The organism is Halalkalibacter oceani, from assembly GCF_040544555.1.
GTDB classification, from domain to species: domain Bacteria; phylum Bacillota; class Bacilli; order Bacillales; family Bacillaceae_D; genus Halalkalibacter; species Halalkalibacter oceani.
Genome location: NZ_JBEPKD010000014.1, coordinates 85,376 through 102,433, shown reverse-complemented (window position 1 = coordinate 102,433; position 17,058 = coordinate 85,376). Strand labels below are relative to the sequence as shown.

The window sequence follows — 17,058 nt, the reverse complement described above, 5'->3', positions numbered from 1 at the left end:
ATGAATAACGAACTATCTAACCGAGACAAAGCGATTGCACAACGTTTGATCGAGAACGAGTTTGCCGCTAAGGAGGATCGGAAGAACCTCGAGGAGATAGCGGCCGAGTTCGATCTCACACGGCAGGGGCTTTATTTAATAAGGAAGAAACCGGAGTTCGTCAAGTATATGGACGCGCTTAGTTATACGATGCTATCAGCGCATTTACCGGAAATTGACGCTGCGTTGATGAAAGCGGTTCGCGGAGGTAACAACGGTATACCCTCGACAAAGGCGATTGAACTCGCATATAAGGTGTTGGGTAGACTCGCTAAGGATTCCCCGGACATTCACGTATACGCCTCGGGCGAACCACGTATGAGCCGCGAAGAGTTAACCGATGCGGTAGACGAGTTGAACCGCATGATCGAGTAGGAGGAGGGGGATTCGTCCCTTTCCCACCCTTTACATATCTGCGACACCGCCCTGACGCGTGCGGGCCTCGGAAACCCCGGGGTCGGTTCGCGTGTCACATTCGCACTTTAACGCGGTGGTGTATGTTTATGCACGATTTTATACATAACGTTAAGCAATCGGTCATATCCGCGATGCTTATACGGCAAGGGTTTCGCGATGAATAAAGTAATCGACGAATAGGGGGCGGCATGGAATTGCTGTAACACACGTCGTATCAACGTTTCATTGCGTCCGCGACCGTAACAAAACGTACAAATGTTACGCTGTTTATTCGTTGAAATGTATTTAATATTCATCGCAAAAACGATCATTTGACTGTGATTTTTCGTTCGTTTTCGGCACGGTCGCCCCCCAAGCGGGGGCCTCCGGAATCCCCCATTCTGGCCGGTTAAAGTTGCGTACAAAATTTTAAAATCTCGGTGTAAAGTGAATCGCCATGTAAAGTAGATTGACGCGAGAAATATCCTCCGTTATAATAACTGTAACAAAATAAAATTAACGTTACACTAACGGAGGGAAGCCGATGTCTAACGAAGTGAATCCGATAAAATCTGACCGGGATATTGCGAAAATGAAAGCGGCCCTACACGGACGCAACCGACTAATGTTCGTCATGGGCGTATCGCTTGGACTACGTATTTCCGACTTGCTCGAAATAAAGATCGGGGATGTCCGCGGCAAAACGGAGCTAGTCGTTACCGAGACGAAGACGAAGAAGCCCCGCCGTATCAAATTGAGTAAAACGGTTATCGCGGAAGTGAAGAAGCTCGACGGGGCCGACGACGAATATATCTTTCGTTCACGCCAGGGCGGCAATAAGCCGATCTCTCGCGTTCAGGCTTACCGTATATTAAACGAGGCAGCGGAACGAGCGGGCATTGCGGATAAGATCGGAGCCATCGGCACACACACGCTTCGAAAGACATTCGGATTCAAAATTTATAAGCAGGGCATCGATGTCACCCGGATCATGGCGATTCTTAACCATAGCACGCCGGCCATGACTTTAAAGTATATCGGTATTACACGGGACGAGATTGACGCGGCTTACGAGGCGATTGAGGTTTGACGTCTCTCGAAACGGAAATGATGAACAAACGTACATTCCATCTTTACGTAACGGGAGATTTTGGGTATTATTTAATTAGCGTCAACCATCGCTATTAAGGTTGCGTGTTATTATCCCTAAACGTAATTAGTAATCGTACGTACATAATAAAAACGTTGATATTACCGCATTTATCTAGCGTTCAACTGAACGGGGAACCTTTCGCCAATTTACGATTGATAACCCTAACGCGATTGCTTCATGCGGCTGCGGCTCATCTTTCCGCACAGCGGCTCACGCTGGAACACCGGAAGAATGTTAAAAAAGAGAAAAGTCTCAAAAGGTTTAACAGCCTTTTGGGACTTTTTTTTCATTATATTATATATTTAATAAAGGAAATTACTGTTACAATTTACAAAAAACAAAGAGAGAGATTTATAGTAAGGCTTTGACTCTTCGACCTCGCTCACGGGATGGGGGGCTTGACGATAAGTAGAGAGTCTTAATTTAGTCATAAGGAGAAAGGAAATGCTAAAACGAATTATTACGGTAGTTATAATCGTAATCGCCATCTCTTTGGCAGCATTTGTTATTTTATTATCTGGATTCAATAATGATTCACCTGTAAATGCAGGTGATGATGCAATAAATTTTAGTTTGGAAAATATGCAAGGAGAAATTGTAACCTTATCTGAATTTGAAGGAAAGACAATAATTGTTAACTTTTGGGCTTCTTGGTGCAAACCTTGTATCAATGAAATGCCAGAATTAATGAAAATTCAAAAATTATACAAAGATAAGGTCGTTGTAGTAGCCGTTAACCGTACATTAACTGAACGAACTGTCACGGCCCCTGAAGAATTTATAAAAGAACATCAAATAAACCTGGAAGTCCTATTTGATACCGAGGATGAAGTATCAAATTTATATAAAGTTATTGATATGCCTGAAACGTTCATAATAGATGAAAACTTTAAAGTGAAGGAAAGATTTTTGGGCGAACTCAATGCTGATATATTAGTTAACCTTATTGAGGAATAAGGATTTAAAACGGGGGAGGGCACTGAAAACTTCCTTTTTCGTAGCTCGAAGAAGAGTGTAATGGCTCCGCGCGTTGCGCGCCTTGCTTCGAGAAACCCGCTCGTAGCAAGGCTTTCAAAATCAGGCAACGGCTACGCTCATTACGAAAAAGCTGCTGAAAAAGTGTAAAACGTCCTTTTTCAGCAGCTTCCTCACAACGGGCTTTCAAAGATCGTGGCGGTTTCGCTCATTGTCCAAGTCTTTTAAAACAAACTTGTGCTGTGGCCGGGGAAGACTTTGGCGTTTGGATCGACGTATGCTTTGGCGTTGTTAACGGCGGTTGGGGCTTCCCCGAAGCCTGTCGCGATTAATTTCACTTTGCCGGCGTATGTACAGACATCCCCGGCGGCGTAGACGCCTTTAAGGTTTGTTTCCATTTTCGTATTGACGACAATCGCGTTTCGTTCGATTTCAAGTCCCCATTGTTTGATTGGTCCGAGTGAGGAAACAAAGCCGAAATTGACGATCACATCATCAACTTCGATCGTTTTTGACGTATCCCCTTTAATTTCCTGGATGACGACTTGCTCAATCGCCTCGTCACTGCCGTGTAGCTCTTTAATTTCAAATGGAGTCAGAATGTTGACGTTTGATTGCTTTAACAGCTCTACACTATGTTCGTGAGCACGGAATTTGTCACGGCGGTGGATGAGAGTCACTTCTTTCGCGATTGGTTCCAGCATCAGCGACCAGTCAACCGCCGAATCGCCTCCGCCGGAAATCAGTACTTTTTTTCCGGTGAAGATACTGAGGTCCTTGACGAAATAGTGAAGGTTCTTCCCTTCATAGTGATCGGCTTTTTCGACTTCAAGGCGGCGTGGCTGAAAGGCCCCGGCCCCGGCGGTGATGATCACGGCCTTCGTGTAATGCGTTTCCTTGTCTGTCGTAATTATGTAGCTGTCGTCCTCCTGTTGACTCAATTCCTGTACCGACTGTTCAAGCACGATCGTTGGTGAGAATTGCTGAGCCTGAGCTTCGAGGCTGTTCACCAAATCCTGGGCTTTTACTTTCGGAAAGCCGGCAACATCATAGATGTACTTTTCTGGATAAAGGGCGGAAAGTTGTCCACCAAGCTGCGGCATACTTTCAATGATTTTGACTTTCGCCTGTCGCATTCCCGCATAGAAAGCGGCGAACAGTCCGGTGGGGCCGCCACCAATAATCGTAATATCGTACATATTCTCGGTATTCGTCATCTGACAATCACTCCCGGAAAAGAAATAAGGAAGGCGACACGGTCGCTTTTCTTATGGACAATTATACGCATATTTAAACCGAAAAGAAAGGAAAGGATCTTTTTAAAAGCGGTTTCAAAAAAGGAAAAGCTTTTCTGTTGATTACGGTTACATTATGATAAAATAAAGACAAACGGGAATAACGCTGTTTGTAAAGGAAGTCGATAAGTTTTTAAAAATATAGTTGAAAAAAGCCGAGAAAAGTCATATTATAAAAGATGTATTTTGTGACTAGTTTACGATCTTATGTCATTATTGTCTCTTTTTCTGTATTAGTTCGTGAAAAGGATCACAATGTTGTTCGAGCATGGAAAAAAATAGAAACGGAAGTGATTAGTTTGAAAAAGCCGAATATCGTTATTCTTGGCGCTGGATATGGCGGAATGATTACAGCAACTCGCCTGTCTAAGCTTTTGGGACATAACGAAGCAAACATTACGTTAGTGAACAAGCATGATTACCATTACCAGACAACATGGCTACATGAGCCGGCTGCCGGTACATTATCACCGGAAAGAACACGGATGCCGATTGGCAGCGTGCTTGATCTTAATAAAATTAAATTCGTTCAAGATATCGTCGTGGAAATTAAAGCCGCCGATAAAAAGGTTGTGCTTGAAAACGGCGAGCTTGAATATGATTACTTAGTTGTCGGTTTAGGGTCTGAAGCGGAAACCTTCGGCGTTCCTGGGGTTCACGAGTATGCTTTCAGCAAGTGGACTGTGAACGGCGCTCGTGAAGTGAAAGAGCATATTGAGTACATGTTTGCGAAGTATAATAATACAGCTGAGAAGAAGGACGAGCTGCTTACATTCGTTGTCGCAGGAGCAGGCTTCACGGGTATTGAATTTATCGGTGAGCTTTCTGATCGCGTACCAGAGCTGTGTGAACACTATGATATTCCACGCGAAAAAGTGAAGCTCTATGTGATTGAAGCGGCGCCAACAGCATTACCAGGATTTGATCCGGAGCTTGTTGAATATGCGATGAACCTTCTTGAAAGCCGCGGGGTTGAGTTCAAAATCAACTGTCCGATCAAGGAAGTAACGGAAACAGGCGTCAGTCTGGCCAATGGGGATGAAATTAAAGCGGAAACAGTCGTTTGGGCGACTGGGGTGCGCGGCAGCTCTATTATTGAAAAATCAGGCTTTGAAGCGATGCGCGGACGGATTAAGGTAGAACCTGATTTGCGTGCGCCTGGTTATGAAGATGTTTTTGTCATCGGTGACTGTGCGCTGCTAATTAACGAAGAAATCAACCGTCCGTACCCGCCGACTGCTCAAATTGCGATGCAGATGGCAGAAGTATGTGCGCATAACATTAAAGCACTGATCAAAAATGATCCGTTGAAAACGTTTAAGCCGGATATTAAAGGAACGGTTGCGTCCCTAGGCGGAAAAGAAGCGATCGGCGTTGTCGGTACACGTAAATTGTTCGGTTCTTCTGCGAACTTCATGAAGAAAATGATCGATAACCGTTACCTGTTCCTTCTAGGTGGACCTGGCCTTGTCTTGAAAAAAGGAAAGAGCCCTTTCTAAAAAGGATAATGGAATGAAGAAGAATGCCTCCTGGCTTTTAATGACCAGTGAGGCATTCTTTTCTGTTCGGCTGATGGAACCGGGCGCAGGCTTCTAAACCGCCACAAAGATGTCAAGACATTGAGTTGACTTACCGGCAGCTCGTTCAGTAAACTAATAAAGGACATGGGGGTGGAGCAAATGTTTTTGCCGCAATTATTAATTTCAATGATCCTCTTTCTCATTTTGTTTTTTGGAATTGGATTTCTTTTAAATATGGTGTTACGGTCTACGTGGATTATGGCGTTTATTTATCCGATTATTGTGATTCTGATTGTTGATAATGTGGGGATCATGGAGTATTTCACTGCCCCGGGCGCGGCGTTTTCAAAGCTGGGTACTGACTTGATGGCTTTGCAAATTGTTGATATTCTCATCTTATCAAGTGGTTTTATTGGCGCGATCGTTGCTGGTATTGTGATTAAAATGCTGCGTGTGCGCGGCTATCAAATGTTTTAATATGTTGAAAAAAGGTTATTTGAACGGAGGGACAGCGTTCAAATAACCTTTTTTTTAGGAAGGCGGCCGGAGCCGCTTTTTTAATTTTGTGTATAATTTGCGCTTTCTCTGGGGAGGATGTATCCAAGAGAGGAGTGAAAAGTAGTGGTTTATTTGAAAAGTGTAGGCAAAAGAATGGGTATGCTCGGATTATTCGTGCTCGCATTCATGTCAACATTTCAAACATTCTCAGGCGTGAAAGCAGCCGATATTCAAGAATGGTTTTTTCAGGACAAATTTAACGAAGCCGAGGTGCTACATACAGCTAGAGATACGATGCACAAAGCCGTGACGTTGCAGGCAAAGTCACTTCCATTTTTGAACACATCATCACAATCGATGTCTTATGAAGTTGTCGAAGCGGAAGATGTGACGTTAGAGGAAGCGATTGACTGGTCGAAATATCCAAGCGAGCGAGTCGTGGCGACCGGATATACAGCCGGCTATGAATCAACGGGAAAGCATCCGGATCACCCGAGCTACGGGATAACATTCTCAGGCGTTCAGGTGAAGCGTGACCTTTATTCGACGATTGCCGCTGATCCGAACGTCTATCCGATCGGAACGGTCTTATTTATTCCTGGTTATGGTTACGGCGTAGTCGCTGATACAGGCTCTGCGATCAAGGGGAACAAAATAGACTTATATTATCCATCGGTGAAAGATGTTTATGAAAAATGGGGAAAGCGGGAAGTGGATGTGTACGTTGTGAAAAAAGGGGATGGCACATTGACAGAGGAAGAATTGCTTGCTCTGAATGAAAATGAAGCTGTCCAGGTGTTTCGCAATCAACTGAATTAAGCAATCAGAATCGCGCTCCAGGAGCTGGTTTACCTGGAGGCGGTTTTTTTTTAGATGATTCGAGGAAAGCGCCGGATTCGTATGTTACGCCGATGACTGACGGTGGCGCTTTCTTATCGTAACGGATCAAGCTCATCATTTTTAGGGAAGGCATGTGGATGAAGGATGGCGGCAAGCTTCTTTAAGCCGAACAGCAGACGCGGCGAAGGCCGGCAGAACAGCGACTCTTCGAGCAGATGGATCCGATTCATTCGCACGGCCTCAAGCTCCGGCCAGTTTGGCCGTTTCCATAGAAGCTCCGGCTTCATTTTATCGGTTGCCACGCCGACCCAGGCAAGGCAAATATGGTCGGGCTGTTGGTTGTACACATCATCCCAGTCTGTTTGGACACTTGCGACATCAACGTGCTGGTAGACGTTGCTTCCACCGGCCAGGGCACTGATTTCCGTTAACCAGTTAAGGCCTCCGGGGGTGAAGACGGGCTTAGGCCACCACTCCCAGTACAAGCGGACCGGCTCCACGTTTTTGGCGCATTCCTCATAATGGCGGATAAAGGCTTGGAACTTTTCGCCGACAGCTTTTGCTTCGGCTTCTTTTCCGGTTAAGGAACCGAGATGCACTAAATTAGCATGAATGTCTGCCAAGGAATTTGGCTGGTATACGACATGAGGGATATTTCGTTTTTGAAGTTCGTCAATATTGCGTTCCATTCCGGGAACGCTTAGAGAGGCCAGCACAAGGTCCGGCTTTAATGCCTCCACTTCATCGATGCGAATCGATAAATCAGGTCCGAGGCGGGGAAGATGGTCCAGCGGGGGCCAATCCGAATAGTCATCGATTCCAACTAAATGAGAGGTCAAATCCAAATAAGCCAGCAATTCTGTATTACTTGGGCAAATTGATATCAGTCTCATGCCGACGCTCCTTTAATGAATGCTGAGATGAAGAATAATGGCGATTACAATTCCAAGCAACCCTCCGAAAAATACTTCAATCGGCTGATGGCCGAGAAGTTCCTTCAGCTCTTTTCTTTTTTCGACTTCTTCCTTTTTTGGCCATGATTTTACTTCTTCGACGAGCTTGTTAAAATCAGTAACCAGTTGATTAATGACAGTCGCGTGGTAGCCGGCATGGCGTCTGACTCCTGTCGCATCAAACATGACAATAATGCCGAAAACAGCCGAAATCGCAAATAGAGTTGAGTCGAGTCCCGCTTCAATCGCAACGGCGGTGGAAAGGGCGGTTACCGCAGCAGAGTGTGAGCTTGGCATCCCGCCAGTGCTCGTTAATAATGACCATTCAAATTTTCTGGTCGCGATGAAGGCAAGCGGGACTTTCACAAATTGAGCAAACCCGATCGCGATGAGAGCCGCCCATAGAGGGAAGTTGTGGAGTATCTCCATTGTCGTTATTACGTCCTTTCTTTTTGGCGTCCGGTATCGTAAAGGGGTATCAAAGGGAATAATCCTGTTAATAGAGCCCCACATAACATTTGACACGGTCCCCACGATATCCTACTAAGAAATAAGATAAATGTGTAGGGGAAGAGTGACATTCATTATATCATAAAGTAAGTGGAGATTTTTAGCGTTAGAGTGAGTTTTTCTATTTGGATGAAAAGAAAGGACGGGAAGGAACTTGTTCTACATAAAGGAGACGTATGAGGCAAATAGCAGTGAGGAAGCTTTGGTCATCGGTCTGTTTGAAAAAGAGGGGTTCGGCACCGCCGTTAACGAAACCGGACCTCAGCTGTATGAGCAGCTGACCGGCTTAAAGAAAAAAGGGCGGATATCGGCGAAGCACGGTGCCTGCACGACGCTTTTTCCATTTGCCGGGCTGCCGGCGGAGGTGGTGTATATCATCGGCTTAGGAAAGCTGGAGGAGTATACGCCAACGGCATGTCAGGAAGCTGTCGCAACAGCGGTGAAAAAAGCCCGTGTCAATAAACTCAAGGGTGTGGCTTTCTTGGCTGAGAGCTTCTGTTCTCCGTCTGTGACGCTGGAGCGGGCGGCATATTTGGTAGGGGAAGCGATCGCTTTAAGTGCTTACGAGCGGATCGATTATAAAGCGAAAACAAATGAAATTGACATCTATCTTGAAGCAATCACGCTCGTTACTGCTGATCCTGCTTTGCAAAAGGAGATGGAACAGGGCTTTCGCATCGGTGAAGGAGTCAACTTGGCGAGGCGAATCGGCAGTGTGCCAGGCAATTTGCTGACGCTTGAGGAAGTGGTCGAGGAGGCGCGCCGGATCGCTGAACAGTATCAGTATGAATATGATGTACTGAAACGTCCCGAATTGGAAAAGCTGGCGCTGGGAGCGATGGTTGCTGTAGCCGGGGAGGATAACGAAGCGGTGATGCTTACTCTTTCTTATCAAGGGAACCCGGCGTCGGCAGAGGCAGTCGCTTTGATTGGCGGCGGACTGGTGGACGGCTTTGCCGGGGAACGGGCCGGTGCAGCGGCGGTGCTGGCAGCGATGGAGATGATTGGCACGGTGCGGCCCGCCGCTAATATTTTGGCGGTTCTACCGCTGGCTGAACGGAGAATGGACCGTCCGGCGATCAGGCAGGGTGCTGTGATTCGTACGTTAAACGAGAACACAATTGAAATCACCGGTGAAGGAGCGGAAGAAGGCTTGCTGCTCGCCGACGGGATCACCTATGCAAAGCAGCTTGGAGCGACGGCTCTGATTGATGTTGCTTTCTTCGGCGGGACCATTCGTTCATTCGTTGGCGAGGTGATGACCGGCGCGATCACGAATCATCCGGCATCGCTGGAGCGCGTACAAGCGGCGGCTGAGCATGTAGGAGAAACAATTTGGCGCTTGCCGAATGATACGCGCTATCGACAGCTATTGGCGGCAAGTGATCTGGCAGATCTGACCTATCCTTGTCTGCAGGCTGAGAGTATTGCAAATGGGCTGTTTCTGGCTGAATTCGCCGGAAGCACGCCATGGGTCCATCTTGATATCGGCGGAACAGCGCTGCAATCCTGCCCGACCCCGCTTCAGCCGAAGGGGGCAACCGGGGCGATCGCCCGCACATTAGCTTACAGCCTCATCGGCAACTGATGGAAGTTTATCTTACATGGACAGAGTATTTGCGATTATTTTTGCGTTGTAAGGAGAATATAAAGAGCTGAGCCTTATGATCTACGCTCAGCTCTTTATATTCAGGCTCAGCCAAAATTAAGACAAAATCTGGAGATTGTGGGAACTGGAGCAATTCAAGTAAGATTGTTAATAGCTCTTGATTAGAATTCATTTTTTTACATAATTTCATAGGAGGGAGGTTATGAATCTTTGAAAGTAGTTAAGATGTTAGACCGAGTGCTTATGAAAATTGAAGAATATATTTTGAGCTACGCGATTATTGTGATTGCGATTATGATTGTCGGCAATGTATTAAGCAGGTCGATTACAGGCGACGGGTGGTCATTCTCTCAAGAAGTCAGTTTATTTGCTGTTACCGTAGCGACATTCATGGGTATCAGCTATGCTGCCAGAAAGGGAAGGCACATCAGTATGTCTGCTTTTTTTGATATCGCCCCGTTTCCCATCAGAAAAGCTCTTTCCATTATTATTCCAGCTATTACTTCTATTCTTCTGTTTATTTTAGCTAAGTATGGATTTGATTATTTTATGTCGCTGTATGAAAGCGGCCGTGTGACGACGGCGATGCGGATGCCGGTGTACTTTATGGCCTTTTTTGTGCCGCTTGGCCTCGGGTTGGGCGCGCTTCAGTTTTTACGGAACATGTGGGTGAATATTAAGGAAAAAGAAGTGTATTTAGCTCAGGAGAAAAAGGATTATTCATAAAAAAACGACTGTGAGGAACCAAGAATGTTAGCAACGATGCTCGTAATTATGATTGTGCTCTTATTACTGGGGTTCCCGATGATGATTCCGATGCTGGCAGCAGCGATGGCCGTCATTGTCTTTTTTATGCCGAACGTCGACCCGATGCTGCTCGTCCAGCAGATGATGCAGGGAATTTCCTCGTATGTTTTACTCGCTGTGCCGTTGTTTATTTTTGCGGCGGACATTATGGCGACAGGGAAAACGTCAAAACGGCTGCTCGATTTTGTCGGCGCCTTTGTCGGACATTTGCGGGGTGGCTACGCGATTACGACTGCCGCCGCATGTACGTTATTCGGCTCGATTTCCGGTTCGACGCAGGCGACCGTGGTGGCAATCGGCGGACCGATGCGAAAGCGGCTGCTTTCAGTTGGATATAAAGACTCAAGTGCGATTGCTCTCATTATCAACTCCAGTGATATTGCTTTACTCATTCCGCCAAGTATCGGGATGATCATTTATGCGCTGGCGGCACCGCGCGTTTCGGTTGGTGATCTGTTTATCGCCGGAATTGGACCAGGTGTGATGGTCTTCGTGATGTTTGCGCTGTACAGCTATATTCATGCCCGGATTTATAATATCCCAAAAGTCGAAAAGCTTAGCTGGGCCAAGCGCGGCAGGGTCACGGCCAAAGCGTTGTTTCCATTAGGATTTCCGGTCATTATTGTTGGCGGGATTTATTTTGGACATTTCACTCCGACCGAAGCTGCCGGTATTTCCGTCTTATATGCTCTTATTTTAGAATTGCTTATTTTCCGGACGATAAAGATTACTCAAGTTCCGAAAATCGCCCTTTCAACCGGGCTGGTCACGTCCGCTGTCTTTATTCTTGTAGCGGCGGGACAGGCGTTTTCGTGGCTGATTTCGCGGGCGCGTATTCCGCAAATGGCGGCGGATGCGATTCTCAGCTTTGAGCCTTCAGCCTTGCAAATTCTCTTTATTGTCGCCTTGTTTTTCTTTATTGGCTGTATGTTTGTCGATCCGATTGTCGTCATTTTGATTTTAACGCCAATCTTTTATCCGATTGCGATGACGGCTGATATTGATCCGATCCACCTCGGTGTTGTCATCGTCTTCCAGGCTGCTTTAGGCTCGGCGACTCCGCCGTTTGGGGTCGATATTTTTACGGCGAGTGCGGTCTTTAATAAATCCTATTTGGATGTGATTCGCGGAACACCACCGTACATTCTCATTCTGTTGCTTTGTTCGGTACTGATCATAGTATTTGAGGAGATTTCACTGTTTTTACTATAGTGAGGCGTCCTTCAAATAGATAAAAAAACAAACAGGGGGTATTTGATGACGTTTAAAAGAAGAAATTGGAAAACGATTTTCCTCGCTGGAGCTTTGACCATGACACTTGCTGCATGTGGAGGGGCTGATGATTCGGCTAGTGATGAAGGAACAGACAATGGCGATGGTGCTGCCGGCGGAGAAGAAACGTACCACTGGCAATTTGTAACAGAGGAAGTGCAGGGTCAGGTTCAATATGAATATGCGGCTGAATTTGCCGACCGCCTTTATGAGAAATCAGATGGCCGGATTACGATGGATCCGTTCGAGTTTGGTGCGTTAGGCAGCGAGGTTGACCAGGTTGAGCAGCTGCAGAGCGGGGCTGTCGAATTTGCGATTGTATCCCCGGGATTTACTGGTGGAATGGTTGCCGAAGGGCAAGTGTTTGCGCTGCAATTTCTCTTTCCTGATGACCAGGCTGTCACGCAGGAGATTTTAAATACGAGCGAGGCGCTGAATACTCAGCTGGCCGCCATGTATGAAGAACAAAATATTAAGCCGCTTGCTTTCTGGACGGAAGGGGCAATGGCTTGGACTGGTAATCGTGAGCTGCGAACTCCGGCGGACTTTGAAGGCTTTCAAATGCGTACACAGGCTTCCCCTTTAATTCAGGAATCCTATCGCGCGTACGGAGCTTCACCGATTGATTTAAGCTGGGGCGAGCTTTACACGTCACTTGATTCTGGCGTAGTTGATGGACAAGAGAACCCGATCTTCTTTATCGAAGATGCTTCTTTCCATGAGGTGCAAAGCCATCTGACGATTTCCAATCATAACAACTATGTCGCGATGACGACGGTCAACCCTGATTTCTATAATGGGCTGCCGGAAGACATTCGCGCGATGATCGATGAAACGGTCGAAGAAATGCAGCCAATCGTCTTCGACATGCAGACGGAAATGAATGAAGAACTGCTTCAGGCGATCATTGATGATACAGATAACCCGACTGAGATCATTGAATTGACGGAAGAAGAGCGCGAGGCCTTTAGAGAACTGGCGATGCCGTTACGCAACTATTTCCGTGAACAGATCAGCGAAGCAGGTGTGGAAATGTTTGATTTGCTCGAGCAGGAGATTGCCGAGGCAGAATAAGGGAGGGAGGCTGGGACAAAAGGTTGTTTTTTACCTTTTTCCCAGCCTCTCTAAGCAATGAGCGGAACCGCCACGATCTTTTAAAGCCCGTTGTGAGTGGGTTTCTCACAACGGGCTTGTGGCGTGTGAAGCCATTGCCAGTAGGTCCAAAGCTAGTTTTGTCTCAAGCTCTTTATCTATTTTATGTTGGTAAAAAAAATTTCAGGAGCGGTGGATTACCCTCTTTTAATCCGCATCCGAACTTCGCCCATTCCCATCACCCACCCCAAAAATAGTATTTGACAATAACTTAACAGATTTGATAACGTAGAAGATGCTTTTTCTCATTAGTGATTTAATAAGATAAAGGATTTGGGGTTGAGAGAGATGAATGCTGTATTAATTGCGGTTATCGTGATGCTCGTCTTAAGTTTGGCGCGGGTTCATGTGGTGATAGCGCTGGCGCTTGGGGCGCTTATTGGCGGGTTGTTAGGCGGTTTGGGCTTTGAGCAGACCGTCAGCGTGTTTAGTGATGGACTCGGCGGAAGTGCGCCGGTTGCTTTGAGCTATGCGTTGTTAGGGGCTTTTGCTGTTGCGATTGCGCGTACCGGCTTGCCGGAGGTGATGGTTTCTGCTGTGATTAAGCTTGTCGGAAAAAGCCAGGACTCCCGCAGACAGGCGTTGTCGAAAGCGTTGATCTTCTTTTTACTAGTGATTGTTTCGTGTTTTTCGCAAAATGTTGTGCCGATTCATATTGCCTTTATTCCGATTTTAATTCCACCGATTTTAAAAATTCTTAATGAACTCAAGGTTGATCGAAGAGCGATCGCGACGATTTTGACCTTTGGGTTAACGGCGCCGTATATCTTTTTGCCCTATGGCTTTGGAGCGATGTTTCATGAAATTATTGCTGAAAACATGAACGAAAATGGCTTGCCGATTCAGCTCGCGGATATTCCGACAGCGATGGCGATCCCGACAGCCGGTCTTGTCGTCGGACTGCTGATCGCGATTTTTCTGACGTATCGCAAGCGCCGGACGTATGAGAACCGTGCTTTGATCGGAGTGAAACAGGAAAAGCAGGACTATACGAGAGCGTCGATTATTGTTGCAGTGATCGCGATTTTACTCACATTAGTCGTCCAGACGATTTCAGATTCAATGATTATCGCGGCATTAGCGGGGATTATTGTCCTTCTGGCAGGCGGTACGTTGAAATGGAAGGAAGCTGATGGGGTTGTAACGGACGGGATGCGAATGATGGCCTTTATTTCATTTGTCATGCTCGCAGCATCAGGGTTTGCCGCTGTGATCAGGGAAACCGGTCATGTTGATCTGCTTGTTGATCAGGTGGCAAACATCGTCGGGGATAGCCAGGCGGCTGCCGCTTTTTTAATGCTCGTCGTCGGGTTGTTTGTGACGATGGGAATCGGTTCGTCCTTTGCGACCATCCCGATTATTGCCACGCTGTTTGTTCCATTAGGAATGGCGGCCGGTTTTTCGCCATTGGCGATCATCGCGTTAATCGGCACGGCGGGAGCTTTAGGTGATGCCGGAGCGCCGGCGTCCGACAGCACGCTCGGTCCGACAGCCGGACTTAATGCCGATGGGCAGCACAATCATATTTGGGACACATGCGTACCGACTTTTGTCCATTTTAATATTCCGCTCTTTTTATTCGGCTGGTTTGCAGCGATGGTGCTGTGAACGATTTGATATAATTCTTGAGCAGTTTTAAAACGGGGAAGTGAGAGAAGAGTCGAGCAAGCGCAGTGGCTCCGTTTTGCGCAAATCCGCTATCGAAGTAACTCGCTTCGGTAGCGGATTTTTTTAAAGCAGGCACAGACGCAGACTTCGCACACTGCTTAAGCTTGAGAGGGAGAAGCCTCCCATTGTCTCAAGCTCGTTTGCGGATCACACCGTACATTCGGCGGGAAAGAATCGCGGCAAAAATGGTCAGAATCGTATCCTTTACGAACGGAGCGGCCATCCATGCCCAGGCGAGCTGATAGCTGATCGCTTCCAGTCCTGCAAGAAATTGAAAAGCATAATACATATAATGAGTGCCGAATACATAGTTTATTACGAGTCCGGTAAAGCAGGCGATCAGAAAAGTGCGCAACGCTTTTGTGCGGCTTTTTTCAATGATGAGTCCTGTGACGAAAGCAACGAGAAGATAAGAAAGCAAAAAGCCGAAGTTGGGACTAAGCAAGGTCGATAACCCGCCGCGAAATTGAGCGAACACCGGGAAGCCCGCCAGTCCGACGAAAAGATAAACCGTCATCGCTAAAGCGCCCAGCCTGCTGCCGAGCAATGCCCCGGCAAGAATCGAAAAAAGCGTCTGCAACGTAATCGGCACAGAGCCAATCACGAGAAACGATGTCAGGTTGGCGCCGATCGCCATTAAAGCGGCAAACATCGCGACAAGTACCATGTCTCCTGTCGCAATAAAACGTTTACGGGTTGACATTATTGTTCACTACTTTCTTTAATTGGTTAACAATAGAATAGTCATATTTTCGATGATTGTCAACTTCCTAATTTAGTTGATTAACGATTGTTTTCATTGGAGTGAAATCAAGGTATAATGGGTAATTGACTCAAATATAGAGATACATAGGAGTGATGGAAGTGGTCGAACAACCAGCCGGTTTTTGGATTCGTTTAGGAGCACTTATTATTGATGGGTTATTAATTTTTGTTGCGGTGTTGATTGTTGGTTCTTTGATCGGAATCGATGTCAGTTTAGAATCGGATACGTTTGAGAACTTTCAAGGCGCAGTGAATCTCTTGTACACGTTGCTGCTGCCTGTTTTCTGGCACGGCTATACAGTCGGCAAACGGATTTGCGGCATCCGCATTGTGAAGCTGGACGGAAGTGATGTCGGAATTGGTGCGATGCTGCTGCGGACGATCGTCGCGGGCTTTGTCTATGTCATTACACTGGGAATTGCCTTCATTGTGAGTATTTTTATGGTGGTCTTCCGCAAGGATAAACGCTCGATCCATGACATGCTGGCCCAAACATATGTCACCTATCAAAAACCGAAAGACATCAATCCCTATCAAGAAGAAAGCTAACAAAAACGCCAAATCAGCTGGATTGTTGTCCGTTTGATTTGGCGTTTTCTATTCCTTTCTAATTACAGAAAAGAATATATCAGGAGAGTGGAATGGATAAAGCAATTATTACAAGCCGAAATCGAGGAGTGGCGGCAGAGCGATAATGGCAATGTAAAGTGGAAAATGTGATCAAACTATTTTCGACAGCAGAGGGCCGTAAATATAAGGAGATAGCTGAACCAATCGTCAGAGCGTATGGACACGATCCGGATTATAAAATTAGACAGGCCGCTAACTCAACCTTGAAAACACTGCTGGGCTGAAGAATCCACTGCCAAACTTCCTTTTCGTAACGCGAAGAAAAAAAGCTGCTGAAGCTACTCCTTTCTTCGCTTTCGCACGAACACGACAATAATGATGGTCACTACTAACGAAAGAAAATAAACAAAGGAATACAGACCGTAGACAAAACGGCTTTGGGATATGACTCACAAATCCGTTTTTACATTTTTTGTATGGTTTTCCTGAGATGGGACTGTCGGTTTAGTGTTCCTCCAGAGCCATGTCGCCAGTTTTTTCAGATTCAAGGCAGCAAAAGCAAGCATCGCCTGCATGGAATTTTGTTCGAGCCCCTTCAGCTTCGTCAAACGCAACCTGCCAAATGTGGCGTAAAACCAGCTTCTTATGGTCTTTGTTTTTGGTACATTGAGAAAGCACTGGACAGTTCTGACACACACTCGGATTGGAGCTGTACTCAGGGTATCGCACAAGAAAAAGCGGACGGGATGGGAGGGCCGACTCCTGCAGGAGGGAAGGGCAGGTTGAAATCCACCGGCTTGCCGGTTAGTTCAACGCCCGCCTGCGGAAAGCGTGCCCCCCATCCCGGTAGCGAGGTCGAAGCGTCGAACCCTGACTACTAAACAAAAAAACCTGTCGACTTTGTCGACAGACTGAATAGTTGGCCGTTTTCAGCCACTCAAGCTGAAATAGATGGGTAATGAGAAAGAGGAGAGCTAATACAATGAGGCCAACAACTAGGCTCATAAGGAAAGACATCAAATCACCTCGGGATAGC

16 protein-coding genes and 2 pseudogenes are annotated in these 17,058 nt (G+C 46.6%); 13 read left to right on the top strand and 5 right to left on the bottom strand.

The window, feature by feature from the left end; genetic code table 11:
* The 4 genes and pseudogenes from ABMB67_RS15165 to ABMB67_RS15150 form a co-directional block, all read left to right on the top strand.
* Positions 1-414: phBC6A51 family helix-turn-helix protein (locus ABMB67_RS15165; RefSeq protein ID WP_354572568.1), on the top strand; the 414-nt coding region annotated here is incomplete at its 5' end.
* 565 nt (positions 415-979) lie between these two features.
* Positions 980-1,525, top strand: a complete 546-nt coding sequence (locus ABMB67_RS15160) for a tyrosine-type recombinase/integrase (protein WP_354572567.1) — start codon at positions 980-982, stop codon at positions 1,523-1,525.
* A gap of 208 nt (positions 1,526-1,733) precedes the next feature.
* Positions 1,734-1,826 (top strand): annotated as a pseudogene (locus ABMB67_RS15155) (iron-sulfur cluster assembly accessory protein); the annotation flags it as partial.
* A gap of 206 nt (positions 1,827-2,032) precedes the next feature.
* Positions 2,033-2,545, top strand: coding sequence for a TlpA disulfide reductase family protein (locus ABMB67_RS15150; protein ID WP_251222863.1), 513 nt, complete (start codon positions 2,033-2,035; stop codon positions 2,543-2,545).
* 242 nt (positions 2,546-2,787) lie between these two features.
* On the opposite strand, the gene ABMB67_RS15145 is transcribed toward ABMB67_RS15150, so the two are convergent.
* Positions 2,788-3,780, bottom strand: coding sequence for an NAD(P)/FAD-dependent oxidoreductase (locus tag ABMB67_RS15145; protein ID WP_251222864.1), 993 nt, complete (start codon positions 3,778-3,780; stop codon positions 2,788-2,790).
* Positions 3,781-4,157: 377 nt separating this feature from the next.
* Between ABMB67_RS15145 and ABMB67_RS15140 the strand changes: the two genes are divergently transcribed.
* The 3 genes from ABMB67_RS15140 to spsC all read left to right on the top strand — a co-directional run bounded on the left by ABMB67_RS15140 (position 4,158) and on the right by spsC (position 6,695).
* Complete coding sequence (locus tag ABMB67_RS15140; RefSeq protein ID WP_354572572.1) at positions 4,158-5,357, top strand: NAD(P)/FAD-dependent oxidoreductase; 1,200 nt, start codon at positions 4,158-4,160, stop codon at positions 5,355-5,357.
* A gap of 180 nt (positions 5,358-5,537) precedes the next feature.
* Complete coding sequence (locus ABMB67_RS15135) at positions 5,538-5,855, top strand: YuiB family protein (protein WP_251222964.1); 318 nt, start codon at positions 5,538-5,540, stop codon at positions 5,853-5,855.
* Positions 5,856-6,029: 174 nt separating this feature from the next.
* The gene (gene spsC / locus ABMB67_RS15130) at positions 6,030-6,695 is read left to right on the top strand and encodes a stationary phase survival protein SpsC (RefSeq protein WP_390188939.1); all 666 of its coding nucleotides are present in this window, start codon (positions 6,030-6,032) and stop codon (positions 6,693-6,695) included.
* A 113-nt stretch (positions 6,696-6,808) separates the two neighbouring features.
* Here spsC and ABMB67_RS15125 read toward each other — a convergent pair whose 3' ends face one another.
* Complete coding sequence (locus ABMB67_RS15125; RefSeq protein WP_354572565.1) at positions 6,809-7,609, bottom strand: cobalamin-binding protein; 801 nt, start codon at positions 7,607-7,609, stop codon at positions 6,809-6,811.
* Between the two features lie 12 nt (positions 7,610-7,621).
* Positions 7,622-8,098, bottom strand: a complete 477-nt coding sequence (locus tag ABMB67_RS15120; RefSeq protein WP_354572564.1) for a divergent PAP2 family protein — start codon at positions 8,096-8,098, stop codon at positions 7,622-7,624.
* A 235-nt stretch (positions 8,099-8,333) separates the two neighbouring features.
* Between ABMB67_RS15120 and ABMB67_RS15115 the strand changes: the two genes are divergently transcribed.
* The 5 genes from ABMB67_RS15115 to ABMB67_RS15095 all read left to right on the top strand — a co-directional run bounded on the left by ABMB67_RS15115 (position 8,334) and on the right by ABMB67_RS15095 (position 14,627).
* A complete protein-coding gene (locus ABMB67_RS15115) occupies positions 8,334-9,767 on the top strand; it encodes a M17 family peptidase N-terminal domain-containing protein (protein ID WP_354572563.1) in 1,434 nt (477 codons plus the stop codon).
* Between the two features lie 231 nt (positions 9,768-9,998).
* Positions 9,999-10,514 (top strand): TRAP transporter small permease, encoded by a 516-nt coding sequence (locus ABMB67_RS15110; RefSeq protein WP_251193150.1) that lies wholly within the window; start codon positions 9,999-10,001, stop codon positions 10,512-10,514.
* 24 nt (positions 10,515-10,538) lie between these two features.
* Positions 10,539-11,807, top strand: a complete 1,269-nt coding sequence (locus tag ABMB67_RS15105; protein ID WP_354572562.1) for a TRAP transporter large permease — start codon at positions 10,539-10,541, stop codon at positions 11,805-11,807.
* Positions 11,808-11,852: 45 nt separating this feature from the next.
* Positions 11,853-12,941, top strand: a complete 1,089-nt coding sequence (locus tag ABMB67_RS15100; protein WP_251222870.1) for a DctP family TRAP transporter solute-binding subunit — start codon at positions 11,853-11,855, stop codon at positions 12,939-12,941.
* A 366-nt stretch (positions 12,942-13,307) separates the two neighbouring features.
* Positions 13,308-14,627 (top strand): Na+/H+ antiporter family protein, encoded by a 1,320-nt coding sequence (locus tag ABMB67_RS15095; protein WP_354572561.1) that lies wholly within the window; start codon positions 13,308-13,310, stop codon positions 14,625-14,627.
* Positions 14,628-14,817: 190 nt separating this feature from the next.
* Here the strand turns inward: ABMB67_RS15095 and ABMB67_RS15090 are convergent, their stop codons facing one another.
* Positions 14,818-15,390: a biotin transporter BioY gene (locus tag ABMB67_RS15090; protein ID WP_354572560.1), complete on the bottom strand. Its 573-nt coding sequence runs from the start codon at positions 15,388-15,390 to the stop codon at positions 14,818-14,820.
* Between the two features lie 155 nt (positions 15,391-15,545).
* Here ABMB67_RS15090 and ABMB67_RS15085 point away from each other — a divergent pair, with 155 nt between their 5' ends.
* Positions 15,546-16,001: an RDD family protein gene (locus tag ABMB67_RS15085; protein WP_251193145.1), complete on the top strand. Its 456-nt coding sequence runs from the start codon at positions 15,546-15,548 to the stop codon at positions 15,999-16,001.
* A 470-nt stretch (positions 16,002-16,471) separates the two neighbouring features.
* Here ABMB67_RS15085 and ABMB67_RS15080 read toward each other — a convergent pair.
* Positions 16,472-16,745 (bottom strand): annotated as a pseudogene (locus tag ABMB67_RS15080) (hypothetical protein); the annotation flags it as partial.
* Between the last annotated feature and the right edge of the window lie 313 nt (positions 16,746-17,058).